The sequence below is a fragment of the Streptomyces sp. DH24 genome, from assembly GCF_029813775.1.
Lineage (GTDB): Bacteria > Actinomycetota > Actinomycetes > Streptomycetales > Streptomycetaceae > Streptomyces.
This window is the reverse complement of the sequence record NZ_JARVKW010000014.1, coordinates 97926-113305: the sequence shown is the minus strand read 5'-3', so window position 1 is coordinate 113305 and position 15380 is coordinate 97926. Positions and strand designations below refer to the sequence as shown.

Annotated in this window: 12 protein-coding genes; 5 read left to right on the top strand and 7 right to left on the bottom strand. The window is 73.5% G+C overall.

Features of this window, described 5'->3' with window-relative positions; translation table 11 throughout:
• The first annotated feature begins 252 nt into the window (after window positions 1–252).
• Both QC282_RS14150 and QC282_RS14145 read left to right on the top strand, forming a co-directional pair.
• A complete protein-coding gene (locus tag QC282_RS14150) occupies window positions 253–1344 on the top strand; it encodes an ADP-ribosylglycohydrolase family protein (RefSeq protein WP_279549672.1) in 1092 nt (363 codons plus the stop codon).
• Window positions 1341–1835, top strand: coding sequence for an NUDIX hydrolase (locus QC282_RS14145; RefSeq protein WP_279549671.1), 495 nt, complete (start codon window positions 1341–1343; stop codon window positions 1833–1835). The genes QC282_RS14150 and QC282_RS14145 overlap by 4 nt, the downstream gene beginning before the upstream one ends.
• A 9-nt stretch (window positions 1836–1844) precedes the next feature.
• Here QC282_RS14145 and QC282_RS14140 read toward each other — a convergent pair whose 3' ends face one another.
• Complete coding sequence (locus tag QC282_RS14140; protein ID WP_279549670.1) at window positions 1845–2045, bottom strand: type II toxin-antitoxin system VapB family antitoxin; 201 nt, start codon at window positions 2043–2045, stop codon at window positions 1845–1847.
• Window positions 2046–2128: 83 nt separating this feature from the next.
• Between QC282_RS14140 and QC282_RS14135 the strand changes: the two genes are divergently transcribed.
• Window positions 2129–2857 carry a Sir2 family NAD-dependent protein deacetylase gene (locus tag QC282_RS14135; protein ID WP_279549669.1) on the top strand — a complete coding sequence of 243 codons (729 nt, stop codon included), beginning with the start codon at window positions 2129–2131 and terminating at the stop codon, window positions 2855–2857.
• 24 nt (window positions 2858–2881) lie between these two features.
• On the opposite strand, the gene QC282_RS14130 is transcribed toward QC282_RS14135, so the two are convergent.
• The 4 genes from QC282_RS14130 to QC282_RS14115 all read right to left on the bottom strand — a co-directional run bounded on the left by QC282_RS14130 (window position 2882) and on the right by QC282_RS14115 (window position 7350).
• The gene (locus tag QC282_RS14130; RefSeq protein WP_279549668.1) at window positions 2882–3373 is read right to left on the bottom strand and encodes a methylated-DNA--[protein]-cysteine S-methyltransferase; all 492 of its coding nucleotides are present in this window, start codon (window positions 3371–3373) and stop codon (window positions 2882–2884) included.
• A gap of 9 nt (window positions 3374–3382) precedes the next feature.
• The gene (locus QC282_RS14125) at window positions 3383–4849 is read right to left on the bottom strand and encodes an AlkA N-terminal domain-containing protein (protein WP_279549718.1); all 1467 of its coding nucleotides are present in this window, start codon (window positions 4847–4849) and stop codon (window positions 3383–3385) included.
• 121 nt (window positions 4850–4970) lie between these two features.
• Window positions 4971–6623 carry an amidohydrolase gene (locus QC282_RS14120; RefSeq protein WP_279549667.1) on the bottom strand — a complete coding sequence of 551 codons (1653 nt, stop codon included), beginning with the start codon at window positions 6621–6623 and terminating at the stop codon, window positions 4971–4973.
• A gap of 61 nt (window positions 6624–6684) precedes the next feature.
• Window positions 6685–7350 (bottom strand): TetR/AcrR family transcriptional regulator, encoded by a 666-nt coding sequence (locus tag QC282_RS14115; RefSeq protein ID WP_279549666.1) that lies wholly within the window; start codon window positions 7348–7350, stop codon window positions 6685–6687.
• A gap of 67 nt (window positions 7351–7417) precedes the next feature.
• Between QC282_RS14115 and QC282_RS14110 the strand changes: the two genes are divergently transcribed.
• Window positions 7418–8890 carry a cytosine permease gene (locus QC282_RS14110; RefSeq protein ID WP_279549717.1) on the top strand — a complete coding sequence of 491 codons (1473 nt, stop codon included), beginning with the start codon at window positions 7418–7420 and terminating at the stop codon, window positions 8888–8890.
• On the opposite strand, the gene QC282_RS14105 is transcribed toward QC282_RS14110, so the two are convergent.
• Window positions 8835–10754, bottom strand: coding sequence for a heavy metal translocating P-type ATPase (locus QC282_RS14105; protein WP_279549716.1), 1920 nt, complete (start codon window positions 10752–10754; stop codon window positions 8835–8837). The genes QC282_RS14110 and QC282_RS14105 overlap by 56 nt on opposite strands.
• A gap of 57 nt (window positions 10755–10811) precedes the next feature.
• Between QC282_RS14105 and QC282_RS14100 the strand changes: the two genes are divergently transcribed.
• Complete coding sequence (locus QC282_RS14100; protein WP_279549665.1) at window positions 10812–11174, top strand: metalloregulator ArsR/SmtB family transcription factor; 363 nt, start codon at window positions 10812–10814, stop codon at window positions 11172–11174.
• A gap of 243 nt (window positions 11175–11417) precedes the next feature.
• Here the strand turns inward: QC282_RS14100 and QC282_RS14095 are convergent, their stop codons facing one another.
• On the bottom strand, window positions 11418–15347 hold the full coding sequence (locus QC282_RS14095) for a glycoside hydrolase family 2 TIM barrel-domain containing protein (RefSeq protein WP_279549664.1): 3930 nt from the start codon (window positions 15345–15347) through the stop codon (window positions 11418–11420).
• Between the last annotated feature and the right edge of the window lie 33 nt (window positions 15348–15380).

The window sequence follows — 15380 nt, the reverse complement described above, 5'->3', positions numbered from 1 at the left end:
GCCGGGCCGGCCGGCCCTTCGCGGTGTCAGTCCCTGCAGCGTCCGCCACTCGTCTTCCCCTTGCTCTCCGGGCCTCGCGCATCCGTGTGCACGTAACAGCCAGTCGCGCCGCTGTGACCTTAACCGGAGGACGCCCCCGCCGTCATTCCCCGCCCAGTCCCTGGACCAGCGCCGGAAGACCCCGGACCGGGCCCGGTGGAACCCCCGGCGGCGGCCGTGGTGCGGTCCGGGCGAATCGGGTAGACCGGAAGAATGACTCCAGTGGGCACCGCGCCGGATCTCGCCGACGGCATCCTCGGGGGCTGGCTGGGCCGGATCGCGGGCAACATGCTCGGCAAGCCGGTGGAGCGGGGCGATCTGTGGACCCGGGACCGCATCGACCGCTATCTGCGGGAGGCGTCCGCCCTGCCGCTCACCGACTACCTGCCCGAGCCGCCGGGCGGCGACGGCGACGCGTGGGAGCTGCGTCCCGAGTGGCGGGCGTGCGTGCGCGGGCGGATCCGCGGCAGCTGCCGGGACGACGACATCGACTACGCGATCCTCGGCCTGGACCTGCTGGAGACCCGCGGCTTCGGCTTCAGCACGGAGCAGGTCGGCGAGCTGTGGCTGCTGCGGCTGCCGTACCTGCAGACGTTCACGGCGGAGCGGGTGGCGTACCGGAACCTGGCGAGCGGGCTGCGGCCGCCGCTGACGGCGACGTACGACAACCCCTACCAGGAGTGGATCGGCGCGCTCATCCGGGCCGACGTCTTCGGCTGGACCTGCCCCGGCGACCCGGTGCGTGCCGCCCGGCTGGCGCGCCGGGACGCGGTGCTGTCGCACACCGGCAACGGTGTGTACGGCGCGATGTGGGCGGCGGCCCTGATCGCGGCGGCGTTCACGGCGGGCGGTGTGCGGGAGGCCCTGGACCGGGCGCTGACGGTGATCCCGGCGAGCAGCCGGCTGGCCCGCACGGTGCGCCGGGTCACCTCGCTCCACGACGCACGGATGAGCTGGGAGGACACCCTCACCACGGTCGGCCGGGAGACCGCCGGGCTGGGCTGGATCCACACGGTCCCGAACGCCGCCGTGCTCACGGCCGGGCTGCTGTACGGCGACGGCGACTTCACCCGGACCATCGCCCTCACGGTGCGCGGCGGCCTGGACACGGACTCCAACGGCGCGACGGCCGGTTCGGTGGCGGGCGTCCTCACGGGCGCGCGGGGCATCCCGGCCCAGTGGACGGAACCGCTCCGGGACACGGTCCGCAGCGCGGTGTTCGGCTTCGACGGGGCGCGGATCAGCGACCTGGCCCGCCGGACGCTGCGGCTGGCCGAGTCCGCGGTCGTTACCCTTCCAGGATGACCACGAGTGGAGACTACGCCGCCTACATCGCGTCCCTGCCCCGTGTACTGGCCGGTGCCGCCGCGCTGTTCCGTGACGCCGAGGGACGGGTGCTGCTCGTCGAGCCCAACTACCGGGAGGGCTGGGCGCTGCCGGGCGGGACCGTCGAGTCGGACGACGGCGAGACCCCGCGCCAGGGGGCGCGGCGCGAGACGGCCGAGGAGATCGGTCTCGACCGGGAGCCGGGGCGGCTGCTCGCGGTCGACTGGGTGCCCGGCGTCGGCCGGCCGCCGCTGGTGGCGTACCTGTACGACGGCGGGGTGCTCGACGAGGACGACCTCAAGGCGATCCGGCTCCAGGAGGAGGAGTTGCTGTCCTGGCGGCTCGTGTCGCGCGACGAGCTCCCCGGCCATCTGCTCGGCTCGCTCGGCAGGCGGGTGCTGGCCGCGCTGGACGTCCTCGACTCGGGCGCGGGCACGGTCGAGCTGGAGAACGGCCGTCCGGTCGGCTGACCCGCCCGGTCAGCCCTGGGGTTCCTGGGGCTTGACGTCCACCTCGCGCAGCGCCTCGTCGCGCTCGGCGACGCGGGCCTCGGTGCGGTGGCCGCGCTGGATGTAGTCCCGGACGACGAGTTCGACGGCGTCCTGGGGGCTGCCGACGCCCGCGAGGACCATGACTTCCACGACGAGTTCGGCGTCCAGCGACACGGTGATCTTTGCCATGTCCCGGACGCTAGCACCCGCGGCGCCCGCGCGGACCCGGTATGCGGTGGCCGCTTCGGCGGTCCGCGCCTACTCTCGTCGCCATGAGCAAGCCTCTCGTCGCCGTCCTCAGTGGCGCGGGCATCTCCACCGACTCCGGCATCCCCGACTACCGCGGCCCGAACGGGCTGTGGCAGCGGGACCCGGAGGCGCAGAAGCTCGTCACGTACGAGTACTACATGGGCGATCCGGAGATCCGGCGGCGGTCCTGGCAGATGCGGCGGCAGAACCGGACGCTCCGGGCGGAGCCCAACGCGGCGCACCGTGCGGTGGCCGAGCTGGAGCGGTCCGGGGTGCCGGTGCGGGTGATCACGCAGAACGTGGACGGGCTGCACCAGCTCGCCGGGACGCCCGCCCGCAAGGTGCTCGAACTGCACGGCAGCGCACGGAGTTTCGTGTGCACGAAGTGCCGTGCGCGCGGGCCGATGGAGGACGCGCTGGCCAGGGTCGAGGCCGGGGAGCCCGATCCGCCGTGTCTGGCGTGCGGCGGCATCCTGAAGTCCGCGACGGTGATGTTCGGCGAGCGGCTCGACCCGGTGGTGCTGGGCGAGGCCCTGGCCGTCACCAAGGCCTGCCAGGTGTTCTTCGCCGTCGGCACCAGCCTCCAGGTGCAGCCGGCCGCGGGGCTGGCCGGGATCGCCGCCGACCACGGCGCCCGGCTCGTCATCGTGAACGCCGAGCCGACGCCGTACGACGCTCTCGCCGACGAGGTCGTCCGGGAGCCGATCGGGACGGCGCTGCCCCGGCTGCTGGGAGAGCTCGCGGCAGTGTAGGCCCCACTCCCTGGAACCGCGGGCTCAGAAGAGTCCCGCGCCCCGCTCGAAGTCCAGCAGGCGTCGCTTGCGTTCCAGGCCGCCGCCGTATCCGGTGAGGCCGCCGTCCGCTCCGACGACGCGGTGGCAGGGCACGACGACGCCGATGGGGTTCCTGCCGTTGGCCAGGCCGACGGCACGGGAGGCCCTGGGCGCGCCGAGGAGTCCGGCGAGTTCGCCGTAGGTGCGGGTCTCGCCGTAGGGGATGCGGCGCAGTTCGTCCCAGACGCGGCGCTGGAACGGGGTGCCGTTCAGGCGGAGTCGAAGGGTGAACTCCTTCAACTCGCCCGCGAAGTAGGCCGCCAGTTGTTCCCCGGCCTCGGCGAAGGGTGTGTCGTCGCGTACGCCGAAGGTCTCCTCGGCGGGGCGGTGGCGCTGGGCCTCCATGTAGAGGCCGCACAGGATGCCGTCCTCGGCGACCAGGGTGAGCGGGCCGTACGGGCTGTCGACCACGGTGTGCTGTCGATTCTGTGACACGGAACGTCCTTAGACCGGGAGGAAGTTGATCGGGTGGCTGTCGGTCGCCCACAGGTACTGCACGGCGTACGCCCGCCAGGGCCGCCAGGCCGCCGCGCGGGCGGTGAGCGCGGCCGGGGTGGCGGGCAGGCCGAGGTCCCGGGCTGCGCGGCGGATGCCGAGGTCGGTGGGCAGGAACGCGTCGGGGTCGCCGAGGGCGCGCATCGCGACGACGTCGGCCGTCCAGGGGCCGAAGCCGGGCAGGGCGAGGAGTTCGGCGCGGGTGCGCGGCCAGTCGCTCTCGACGCCAAGTCGCAGCGAGCCGTCGGCGAGCCGGCCGACGAGGGTGGTGAGGGTGGTGCGCCGGGTACGCGGCATCGCCAGCGTCTCCGGGTCCACGGCGGCCAGCGCCTCCGCGGACGGGAAGAGGTGGGTGAGGCCGCCCTCGGGGTCCTCGACCGGCTCGCCGTGCGCGGTGACGAGGCGGGCCGCGTGGGTGCGGGCGGCGGCCGTGGAGACCTGCTGGCCGAGCACGGCCCGTACGGCGAACTCCGCCTCGTCGACCGTGCGCGGCACCCGGCGTCCGGGCGCCTTGTCGACCAGCGGGGCGAGGACCGGGTCGGTGCGGAGCTGGCCGTCGATCGCGACGGGGTCGGCGTCCAGGTCGAGCATGCGGCGGCAGCGGCTGATGGCGACGGTGAGGTCGCGCAGGTCGGTGAGGGTGAGGCGGCAGGCGATGTGGTCCGGCCTCGGAGCCAGGGAGACGATGCCGTGCCCGTACGGCAGCCTCAGGGTGCGCCGGTAGGCGCCGTCCCGCCACTCCTCGACGCCGGGTACGGCGGTGGCGGCGAGGTGGCCGAAGAGGTTGTCGGGGTTGAGGGGCGCGCGGAACGGCAGCCGCAGCGACAGGGCGCCCGGGGTGCCGCCGGGGGTCTTGGGGGCGCGGGCGCGCAGCTCGGTCGGGGCGAGCGCGAAGACCTCGCGGACGGTGTCGTTGAAGGTGCGGATGGAGGAGAAGCCTGCGGCGAAGGCGATCTGCGCCATCGGCAGGCCGGTCGTCTCGATGAGCAGCCGGCCGGTCTGGGCGCGCTGGGCACGGGCCAGTGCGAGGGGGCCCGCGCCCAGCTCGGCGAGCAGGTGCCGTTCGATCTGGCGGGTGCTGTAGCCGAGCCGGGCGGCGAGGCCGGGCACGCCCTCGCGGTCCACGACGCCGTCGGCGACGAGCCGCATGGCGCGGGCCACGAGGTCGGCCCGCTGGTTCCATTCCGGGGAGCCGGGGCTGGTGTCGGGGCGGCAGCGTTTGCAGGCCCGGAACCCGGCCTGCTGGCAGGCCGCCGCGCTCGGGTAGAACGTCATGTTCTCCGGCTTGGGCGGCACGACCGGGCAGCTGGGACGGCAGTAGATCCGGGTGGTCAGGACCGCCGTGAAGAACCAGCCGTCGAACCGCGCGTCCTTCGACCGCACGGCGCGCACGCAGCGTTCGGTGTCGGTGTGCATCGCCTTCTGCATGCGTCCAGCATCGGCGGCCGGCGGCCCGGTGGCTGGCGAGAATCCGACATCGACCTCGCCGGGCCTGGGATTCTCCGCGCCCCGGCCCGGCCTTTCCGCCGGGGCCGGCTCACAGCCCCGGGTCGCGGTGGGTGACCCGGCCGTCCAGGACGGTCAGGCGTACGGGGAGGTCGGGCAGGTCGGTGGCGGGGGTGGTGAGGGGGTCGTCGGCGAGGACGGTGAGGTCGGCGCGGTGGCCGACGGCGAGCCGGCCGGCCCGGTCCTCCTCCCTCGCGGCGACGGCGGCGTTGACGGTCACCGCCCGGAGCGCTTCGAGTGCGGTGAGCGCCTGCTCGGGGCCGTGCGGCGGCTGCGTGAGGTCGCGGCTGGGGCGGCGGTGGCGGGCGCCCGCCATGACGCCGAGCGGCGGGTAGGGGGCGATGGGCCAGTCGGAGCCGAGGACGACGGTGGCGCCCGCGTCCCACAGGTCGCGGCAGCGCCAGGCGCGCGCGGCGCGCTCCTCGCCGAGGCGGCGGGACCAGTTGTCGGTGTGGTCGGCGCGGGTGAAGTCGCAGCAGTGGGTGGGCTGCATGGACGCGACGACGCCGAGTCCGGCGAAGCGGCGGACCGTGTCGTCGGGGACGGTCTCGATGTGCTCGATCCGGTGCCGCACCTCCTTCTCCCCCGCCGTCCTCTCCCCCGCTGTCCTCCGGCCCGCCGCCCGCGCCTTCGCGACGGAGTCGAGGGCGTGCCGCACGGCCGCGTCGCCGATGGCGTGGGTGGCGGTGGGCACCCCGGCGCGGTGCAGTTCGGTGACGACGGCGGTGTAGGCCTCGGGGTCGGGCCAGAAGGCGTGCGTGGACTCGCCGTGGCAGTCGGGGCGTTCGAGCCAGGCGGTGCCGTTGTCGATGGTGCCGTCCATGAAGAGTTTGACGCCGGCCGTCCGCCACAGCCTGCCGCCCGCGCCCTGCTGCTCGATCAGCTCGCGGACCCCGTCGGCGCCGGTGCCGGGCTGGCACCAGGGGGCGATGCGCAGGCGCAGCGGGAGTTCGCCGGCCGCGTCCAGTTCGGCGTACAGGTCGAGGCTGTCGCCGTTCGCGTCCATGACGTGGCCGCCGGTGAGGCCGGCGGCGGCCATGCCGCGCAGGGCGTTCGCGAGGCGGGCGCGGCGCTCGGCGCGGGTGGGCCGCGGGGCGGCGCGCTCCACGAGTTCGCAGGCGGCGTCCTCCAGGAGCAGCCCGGTGGGGCGGCCGGCGGCGTCGCAGACCACCTCGGCGGCCTGGTCGAAGCTGCGCGGGCCGTCGACGCCGGCGAGTTCGAGGGCGCGGGGGCTGGCCAGCGTGGAGTGGGCGTCGAAGAGCTGGAGCAGGGCGGGGACGCCGTCGAGCACGGGGCCGAGGGCGGCCGACTCGACGGGCCGGTCCCCGAAGACGTTCGGGTCGAGGCCCCAGCCGTGCAGCCACGCCCCGGGGGCCAGGTCGCGCACGCCGCGCGCCAGGGCCTCGCGTACCTGGTGCAGGTCGGTGCAGCCGGAGAGGTCCAGGCCGTGGGTGAGTTCGGCGCCGTGCACCGGGTGGACGTGGCCGTCGACGAGGCCGGGCGTCACCACGGCGCCCTTGAGGTCGATCACCGTCGTGGCGGAGTCGGCGAGGGCCCGCATGTCGCGGTCGTCGCCGAGAGCGGCGATCCGTCCTTCCGACACGGCCAGGGCGGTGTGCGGGAGGAAGGCGCCGGTGCCCGGGTCGAGCAGACGAGCGGACAGCAGGACGAGACGGGGGCGCACGGCGGCTCCTGAGGGGTGCGGGACGGGAAGGCGGGGGAAGGACGGTCGAGGCGGGCCGGGGTCAGGCGGGCGGGGCGGCGGGCCCGGCGTCCTGTTCGGCGAGGCGGGTCAGGACGCCGTGCTCCAGCGCCAGTTCGCGTTCCGCCGTCGTGACGGCCATGCGGGTCACCGCCTCGGGGTGGCCGCCGGTGTCGGTGTTGGCGTGCACGCCGAGCCCGTCGAGCACCACCAGGATCTGAATGGCCGTCAGTTCCGGGTCGGGGGTGCGGAATTCGCCCCGTTCGACGCCGTCCCTGAGCAGTCCCGTGAGGCGCCCGCGCCACGCGGCCTCCTGACGGGCGACCCGGTCGCGCAGGACGGACCGGTAGCGACTGAGGTGCCGGGCGTTGATCCACAGGCGGCTCATGTCGTCGTACGCCGGGCCCGTGGTGTACGCGAAGAATTCCGCGAGCCGCTGCGTCGGTGTGCCGTCGGGGTGTTCGGCGGGCAGCAGGGCGTCGAGCTCGGCGCTCGCGGCACTGCCGAACGCCTCGGCGACGAGGTCCTCGGCCGAGGGGAAGTAGTGGCTGATGAGCCCCGGGCGCACATCGAGGTCCTCGGCGACGCGCCGTAGCGTCACACACTCCAGACCTTCGGAAAGCGCAACTTTCGCGGCTGCGGCAACGATTTCCGCACTTCTTTCGGCTGGCGACTTACGGATTCGCTTGCGCTGAACGCTTGACGACATGACGGGGATGCTATTGAGTGTGCGCCCAATAAGCAACAGGTCGCCCACCCAGCACGCGGAGGACTCGATGGCGTCCACGTACGACGACCGGCATCCGGACACACGCGGCGCGGACGGGGCGCCACCGCCCGCGCCGCGGGCGACCCGCGTCGAGGCGCACGGCATCGACCACATCCCCGACCAGGAAAGACACGGCCGGGCCCGGCAGTTGTTCTCCGTCTGGGCGGCGGCGAACGTGAACTACCTGAGCCTGGTGATCGGCGGCGCCCTCGTCCTGATGGGGCTGACCCTGTGGCAGGCCCTCGCCGTGATCGTGGCCGGCAACCTCTTCTGGCTGCTGACCGGACTGCTCGCCGCCTCGGGCCCGGCCGCGGGCGCGCCGAGCGAGGTGATCACGCGGGCGATGTACGGAATCCGCGGCAACCGCGTCAACAACGCGATCGTCGGCTGGCTGATCTCCGTCTGCTACTTCGCCCTCAACCTGGCCGCCGCCGCGACCGCCGCCTTCGCCCTCGTCGAGAAGGCCGGCGGCACGGCCACCACCGGGGTGCGGATCGCCGTCGTACTGGTCATCGCCGTCCTGACGCTGGCCATCAGCGTCTACGGCCACGACCTGATCATGAAGCTGTACCTGCCGATCACGCTGACCCTGGCGGCCGCCTTCGCCGTGGTCGGCCAGAGCGTGGTCCGGCACGCCGACTTCTCCTACACGCCCGCCGACCCGCCGACCGGCGTCGGCCTGTGGGCCGTGCTCGTCGCCGGGGTCACCCTGATCGGCGCGGGCCCACTGTCGTACACCACCAGCGCCGACTTCTCCCGCTACCTGCCGCGCACGACCTCGGCGAAGGCGGTCGTCGGCTGGACGGCGCTCGGCGGCTTCGTGCCGAGCGTCCTGGTCTGCTCGCTGGGCGCGATCGCCGCCACGGCCGTCGACATGACGGACCCGCAGAGCGGGCTGGAGGGGATCCTGCCGGGCTGGTTCTCGCCGGTGTTCCTGCTGGCCCTGGTGCTCGGCACGATCGCCATCAACGCCCTGACCGCCTACAGCGCCGGGCTCGCCATCCAGGCCGTCGGCATCCGCATCCGCCGCTCCCGCAGCGTCGTCGTGGACGGTGTCGCGGCGGTCGCGCTGACCCTGTACGGGCTGCTCGTCTCCAACTTCCTCGACACCGTCAACAACGTGCTCCAGCTGACCGTCGTGCTGCTCGGCCCGGCCATGGCCGTGTACGCCACGGACATCGTGCTGCGCCGCAACCGCTACGACGGTCCCGCGCTGACGGACGAGAGCCGCGACAGCCCGTTCTGGTACACCGGCGGCGTCAACCCGGCCGGCGCGATCGCCCTCACCGTGGGCGCCGCCGCCTCCGCGCTGTGCGTGAACACCCTGTACGAGGGCCCGGTGGCCGCCGCCGCGGGCGGCGTCGACCTGTCCCTGCCGGTCGGCATGCTCGTGGCGGCGGGCACCTACGCGGTGCTGACGCGGCTCAGCCCGTGGACGCGCGCCGCCACGCCGACTCGCGCAGCAGACGCAGGCCGTTGAGGCCGACCAGGACCGTCGAGCCCTCGTGACCGGCCACGCCCAGCGGCAGCGGGAGGTGGCCGATCAGGTCCCAGGCGACGAGCACGGTGATGAAGGTCCCCGCGATGACCAGGTTCTGCACCACCAGGCGCCGGGCCGCGCGGGACAGCCGTACGGCCGCCGGGACCGCCGTCAGCTCGTCGCGCACGACGACGGCGTCCGCCGTCTCCAGCGCCAGGTCGGAGCCGGCGCGGCCCATGGCCACGCCGGTGTGGGCGGCGGCGAGGGCGGGGGCGTCGTTGACACCGTCGCCGATGAACAGGACTTTGCGTCCGGTGTTCTGAATATCGCATACCGCCTTCACCTTGTCCTCCGGCAGCAGCTCCGCGCGGACATCGGTGATCCCGGTCGCCGCGGCGACCCGGGCGGCGGCACGGGCGTTGTCACCGGTCAGCAGGACGGGCGACGCGCCGGTGAGCGCGGCCAGCGCGGCGGTGGCGGCGGGCGCGTCGGGGCGGACGCGGTCGGAGAGGGCGAGGGTGCCGACCGGTGTGCCGTCGCGGGTGACCCGGACGGTCGTCTCGTCTCCCTCGGGAGCGTCCGCCCGGCCGATTTCGACCACGCTCCCCCCGACCACGGCCGTGACGCCTCGTCCGGGCAGGGCCGTGAAGTCCCGCGCGGGCGCCGGGCGCAGGCCCCGGGCGCGGGCGGCGGCCACGACGGCGCGGGCCAGCGGGTGTTCGCTCGGGTACTCGGCCGCCGCGGCGAGTGCCAGCAGCGCGTCCTCGTCGAGCCCGGAGCCCGGCGCCGGCCGCACGGCGGTCACCTCGGGGGTGCCTTCGGTGAGGGTGCCGGTCTTGTCCAGGGCCGCGGTGTCGATCTCGGCGAGGCGCTCCATCGCGACGGCGGACTTGACCAGCACGCCGTGCCGGCCGGCGTTGGCGATGGCGGACAGCAGGGGCGGCATCGTCGCGAGGACGACCGCGCAGGGCGAGGCGACGATCATGAAGGTCATGGCGCGCAGCAGCGCGTCCGTGAGGTCGTCGCCGAAGGCAAGCGGGACGCCGAACACCGCCAGCGTGGCGGCGACGATGCCGACGGCGTAGCGCTGCTCGATCTTCTCGATGAACAGCTGCGTCGGCGCCTTGGTGCGGGAGGCCTCCTCCACCAGGGCGACGATCCGGGCGATGACGGAGTCGGCGGGGTCGCGCTCGACGCGGACGCGCAGGGCGCCGGTGCCGTTCAGGGTCCCGGCGAAGACCTCGTCGTCGGCGCGCTTGACGATCGGCACCGACTCGCCGGTGATGGTCGCCTGGTCGACCTCGCTGGTGCCGTCCGTGACGCGGCCGTCGGCGCCGATGCGCTCACCGGGGCGCACCAGCAGCAGGTCGCCGACGGCGAGGGACGCGGTGGGCACGGTCTCCTCGGTGTCGCCGGTCAGCCGGGTCGCGGTGGCCGGGGCGAGGTCGAGCAGGCCGCGAACGGAGTCGGCGGTGCGGGCGGTGGCCAGGGCCTCCAGGGCGCCGGAGGTGGCGAAGATGACGATCAGCAGGGCGCCGTCGAGGACCTGCCCGATCGCGGCGGCTCCCAGCGCCGCGACGATCATCAGCAGGTCGACGTCCAGGGTCTTGTCGCGCAGCGCCCGCAGGCCCTCCAGGGCCGGCTCCCAGCCGCCGGCGACGTAGGCGACCGCATACAGCGGACCGTATGCCCAGGCCGGGGCACCGCCGAGGTCGAGGGTCAGGCCGAGCAGGAAGGCGACGGTCGCGGCGAGCGCCCAGCGGGCCTCGGGCAGGGCGAGTACGCGGGTACGGCGCCGGGGCGCCGGACGCTCGGCCGCGGGGACGGGGTTGGGGGCGAGAGTCGTGGACACGCGGGCCACCATACAGGAACACATGAAGAGACATTCATTCGTTCATGTGTGGTGAGTAGGATGTCCGCCATGGGCCATGGAGCAGCAACCCCCGCGCAGGACACCGCCGAGCGGGTCCGCCTCGACGCGGACAACGTCGCGAAGGTCGCCACCACGCTCCAGGCCCTGTCCACGCCGTCCCGGCTGCTGATCCTCGCCAGGCTCCGCGAAGGGCCGCTGCCCGCCACCGAGTTGGCGGCGGAGGTGGGCATGGAGCAGTCGGCGTGCTCGCACCAGCTCAGGCTGCTGCGCAACCTGGGCCTGGTCGTCGGCGAGCGCCGCGGCCGGTCGGTGGTGTACGCGCTGCACGACCACCACGTCGCCGAACTCCTCGACCAGGCCGTCTACCACGTGGAGCACCTGCGCCTGGGCCTGAGCGACGTCGCCGAATGAGCCCACCCCATGAGCCCACCGGGTGACGCCTTCGAGTCGCGCCCTGGAGTCGCGCCTTCGGGTGGTGGCGCTTTCGGGTGGTGGCGCCTCCGGGTGACGTCCCGGCGTGGTGGCACCTTCCGGGTGGCACCCGGCCGTCGTGCCCTGCGGCTGTGACTCGCCGATGGGGCACGGCGTCCGGGTGTCACCGGCCGCGAGGGCGGCCCGGCCGGAGACCGGACCGGACCGCCCTCGGGCGGGGCGCTAGTCGGTCAAGTCCGTCGCCGTCGGTCGGCGCGACTCAGCCATGGCCCGCTCCACGTCCGTCAGGGGCCGCAGGCGGTAGGTGTACGTGTAGTCGCGGCCGGCGAAGAGCTTGTACTCGTCGTGGGTGTGGGCGCCCCAGCTGTTGTCGCCGCCGACGCCCATCTGCCGGTGGTTGACGCGCAGGACGACCTCCTCGCGGGGCGTGAGCTGGTAGTCGTGGCGGGCGCCGAGGGACAGGTCCTCCGGGGTGAAGTGCGAGGCGTTGATCTCCACGAGCGGTTCGCCGACGACGAGCAGGCCGGCTCCCCCGCGGTCGGTGAGCGCGGCCCAGCGGACGTCGGTCTTGTTGCCGTTCTCCTGCGGCCGGATGTACGGGGTCCACTGGTCCGCGACCGTGCCGGACCAACGGCCCACGTCGGTGCCGTTGTTGCGGTCCCAGTAGTTCTCCTCGGGGCCGCGTCCGTAGTAGTGCAGGTGCTCCAGCCGGCCCGGCAGGAACAGCAGGGTGCCGACCTCGGGGATGTACGGCAGGGTGGCCGCGCCCGGATGCAGGCTGTTGTCGACCTTGATCTCACCGTTGCCGAAGACTGTATACGTTGTGCTGTATGTCGACTCCGTGGTGGTCGGCAAGGTACCGGTCACCTTGATCTCGACGGCCTTGCCCCGCAGGGTCCGCACGCCGACGTCCGTGACCTCGCGCCGGGCGCCCGCGTCGCGCCACGTCTGGTTGCGGGTGTGCTGGCCGTTGCCCTTGTCGTTGTCGGTGGGCGCCCGCCAGAAGTTCGGCGCGGGGCCCGAGGTGATCAGACGGGCACCGCCGGCCTCGTACGAGGTGATCGTGCCGCCGCGCTTGTCCACGGTCACCGTGAAACCGTCGCCCCGGACCGTGACCGCCTCCTCGGACTCCTCGTGGCGCAGGGCGGGGACGCTCGCCAGGGGCACGGGACGGACCGGCGGACTGCCCGCGTCGACCGGGAGTTGCCGCTTGGCCACCTCGAAGCCGGACTTCGCCCAGGGGGTGGCTTCCTTGGTGGTGAAGGAGAGCTGGAGGAAGTACTCGGCGCCCGGGGCCGGGTCGGCCGGCAGCCGGTACGGAACGGTGATCTCCTTGCGGGACAGCGGCGCCACGTCCAGCTGCGCCCGGCTCAGCCTGCCGCGCTGGACGGTCTCGCCGTCGGCGACCAGCGCCCAACTGCCGTCGAACTCACGGAGGTTGGTGAAGAGGTACTCGTTGACGAGCGTGACCCGCCCGGCGGTGAGCCGCGTTCCGGAGGCCGGTTCGGCGTTGATCTCCTGGTGGATCTGCTTGATCTCGGCGGCCTTGCCGGTGTGACCGCGGTCGGCGCTGACGATGCCGTCCGCGACGAAGTTGCCGTCGTTGGGGTTGTCCCCCCAGTCGCCGCCGTACGCGAGGAACCGCTTCCCGCCGGATCGCTTCTCGCTGACGGTGACGGTGGCGGCGTCGAACCAGAACCGCACGCCCTCGTCGCCGGGGCCGCGCCCGTCGGAGGCCAGTTCGGCGGCGCTCAGCGCCCGGGCGTAGACGCGGGCCCGGCGGACGGTGCCGCTGAACTCCCGGGTCCAGTTGTCGGCGTCGGTGGCCAGCGCGAGGGGCGCGGTGTTGCTGGTGGGCCGCCGGGTGGTGGTACGGGTGGCCTTCGCCGCGCCGTCGACATACAGGGTGAGCGTGCCGGCGTCCGCGTCGAAGACGCCCGCGACGTGGTGCTCGGTGCCGGTCCAGTCGTCCGGCAGGGCCCAGGTCGCGGTGATCCACTGGCCGCCGGAGTGGATGAAGAACTCCAGGTTCCGGTTGTTCTGCTTGAGCGCGTACTGGGTGTCGCCCTTGGCGACGATGGGCTGGTGGTAGCCCGTCACACGGGGGGTGATCCAGGCTTCCAGGGTGAGGGAGCCGGTGAGGTCGAGGCGGGCGTCGCGGGCGAACACGGTGCCGCCGCTCAGTCCCTCCCGGCGGTCGAAGGTGCCGCTCGGGGCGAGGATCTCGCCGCGCAGGGCGCCGGGCCCGGACTCGGTGAGCCGGGTACGCGCCGGAGTGGGCCAGTACAGCGCCTGGTCGACGAAGTCCCAGATCCAGCCGCCCTGGAGGACGTCGTATCGGCGGACGAGGTCCCAGTACTTCTTGAAGTTGCCGTTGGAGTTCCCCATCGCGTGGGAGTACTCGATCATCACGTACGGCCGGGTGTCGGAGGTGTCCTTGGCGCGCTGCTCGACGCGCGCGGGGCTGTCGTACATCTCCGAGCGGATGTCGCTGATCTCCGGACGGTCGTCGCCCTCGTACTGGATGACGCGGCTGGGGTCGTAGGAGCGGATCCAGTCGCGCATGGCGACGAACGTGCTGCCGCCGCCCGCCTCGTTGCCGAGCGACCAGATGACGACCGAGGCGTGGTTCTTGTCGCGGTGGACCATGTTCTGGGCTCGGGCCAGGCAGGCCTCGGTCCAGTCGGGGTGGTCGCCGGGGTACTCGTCGCGGATGCCGTGGGTTTCGAGATTGGTCTCGTCGACGATGTACAGGCCGTATGCGTCGGCGAGTTCGAGCCACAGCGGGTTGTTGGGGTAGTGCGAGGTGCGGACCGAGTTCATGTTCAGCCGCTTGATGAGGGTGATGTCCTCGACCATGTCGGCGCGGGTGAGCGCCATGCCGCGTTCGGGGTGCATCTCGTGGCGGTTGGTGCCGCGGAACGTCACCGGCTTGCCGTTGATCCGCATCAGCCCGTCCTTGAGGGCGAACTCGCGGAAGCCGATCCGGTGCGACAGCGTCTCGATCACGCGGCCGGCGGGGTCGCGGAGCCGGAGGACGGCCGTGTAGAGGTGCGGGTGCTCGGCCGACCAGAGCCGGGGCGCGGTCACGGCCTTGGTGCCGCGTACGGTGACGTCCTCGCCGGCGCGGTCGGAGCCGACGTCGACGCGCTGCTGGAGCGGCCGGGACCACACGGCGTGCCCGTCGGCGTCGTACAGCTGGGTCTCCACGGTGTAGCGGCCGGCGCCCTTGCCGCCCAGGTCGCGGACGCTCGCGGTGACGGCCAGTTCGGCGGCCTTGTAGTCGCCGCTGAGCGGGGTGTCCAGCTTGAAGTCGCGCAGGTGCACGGCCGGGGCGGAGTACAGGTACACCGAGCGGAAGATGCCGCTCAGCCGGATCATGTCCTGGTCCTCCATCCAGTCGCCGTCGGCGTAGCGGTACACCTCGACGGCGATCTGGTTGGTGCCGGGCTTCAGGTGGTCGGTGATGTCGTACTCGGAGGGCGTGAACGAGTCCTCGTCGTAGCCGGCCAGTTCGCCGTTGATCCACACGTAGTGCGCGGACTTGACGCCCTCGAAGTGCAGGAACGTCCGCCGTCCCGACCAGCCGGCGGGGACGGTGAAGGTGCGCCGGTACTGGCCGACGGGGTTGCGGCGGGTCGGCGCGGCGGGCGGCCTCGGGTCCTCGCCGAGACCGTTGGGGCCCCAGTACGGGTAGGTGATGTTGACGTAGATCGGTGTGTCGTGGCCGTGCGCCTGCCAGACGGACGGCACGGGGATGGTGTCCCAGCCGCTGTCGTCGACGTCGGTGCGGTGGAAGTCGGGGTCGCGGTCGTCGGGCCGGTCGGCGTAGGCGAACTTCCAGGTGCCGTCGAGGTCGAGCCGGTACGGGGAGCGGGTGCGGTCGGCGGCGAGGGCCTGCGCGAGGTCGGCGTACGGCATCAGGGTGGTGTGCGGGGGCTGGGTGCCGAGGCGGAAGACCCCGAAGTCGTTCCACGCGGTGGCGTCGTCGGCAGCGGCGCGCGGGCCGGCCGGACGCGCCGCGGCGGGGGACGCGGACAGGGCGAGCGCGCCGAGCAGGGCGGCTCCGCCCTCCAGGAGACGGCGGCGGCTGACGACCGCCCCGGCGGGTCCTGCGGGCCGGTCGGCGGGTGACACGTGTGGGTGCGGCATGACCGTGGCCTTCCTCTGGCGAGCAGTGCGCCG

Bases quoted from the DNA above. Each gene is read 5' to 3' on its own strand.
- QC282_RS14150 (WP_279549672.1), top strand. From the start codon at position 253: ATGACTCCAGTGGGCACCGCGCCGGATCTCGCCGACGGCATCCTCGGG.
- QC282_RS14145 (WP_279549671.1), top strand. From the start codon at position 1,341: ATGACCACGAGTGGAGACTACGCCGCCTACATCGCGTCCCTGCCCCGT.
- QC282_RS14140 (WP_279549670.1), bottom strand. From the start codon at position 2,045: ATGGCAAAGATCACCGTGTCGCTGGACGCCGAACTCGTCGTGGAAGTC.
- QC282_RS14135 (WP_279549669.1), top strand. From the start codon at position 2,129: ATGAGCAAGCCTCTCGTCGCCGTCCTCAGTGGCGCGGGCATCTCCACC.
- QC282_RS14125 (WP_279549718.1), bottom strand. From the start codon at position 4,849: ATGCACACCGACACCGAACGCTGCGTGCGCGCCGTGCGGTCGAAGGAC.
- QC282_RS14115 (WP_279549666.1), bottom strand. From the start codon at position 7,350: ATGTCGTCAAGCGTTCAGCGCAAGCGAATCCGTAAGTCGCCAGCCGAA.
- QC282_RS14110 (WP_279549717.1), top strand. From the start codon at position 7,418: ATGGCGTCCACGTACGACGACCGGCATCCGGACACACGCGGCGCGGAC.
- QC282_RS14105 (WP_279549716.1), bottom strand. From the start codon at position 10,754: ATGGTGGCCCGCGTGTCCACGACTCTCGCCCCCAACCCCGTCCCCGCG.
- QC282_RS14100 (WP_279549665.1), top strand. From the start codon at position 10,812: ATGGGCCATGGAGCAGCAACCCCCGCGCAGGACACCGCCGAGCGGGTC.
- QC282_RS14095 (WP_279549664.1), bottom strand. From the start codon at position 15,347: ATGCCGCACCCACACGTGTCACCCGCCGACCGGCCCGCAGGACCCGCC.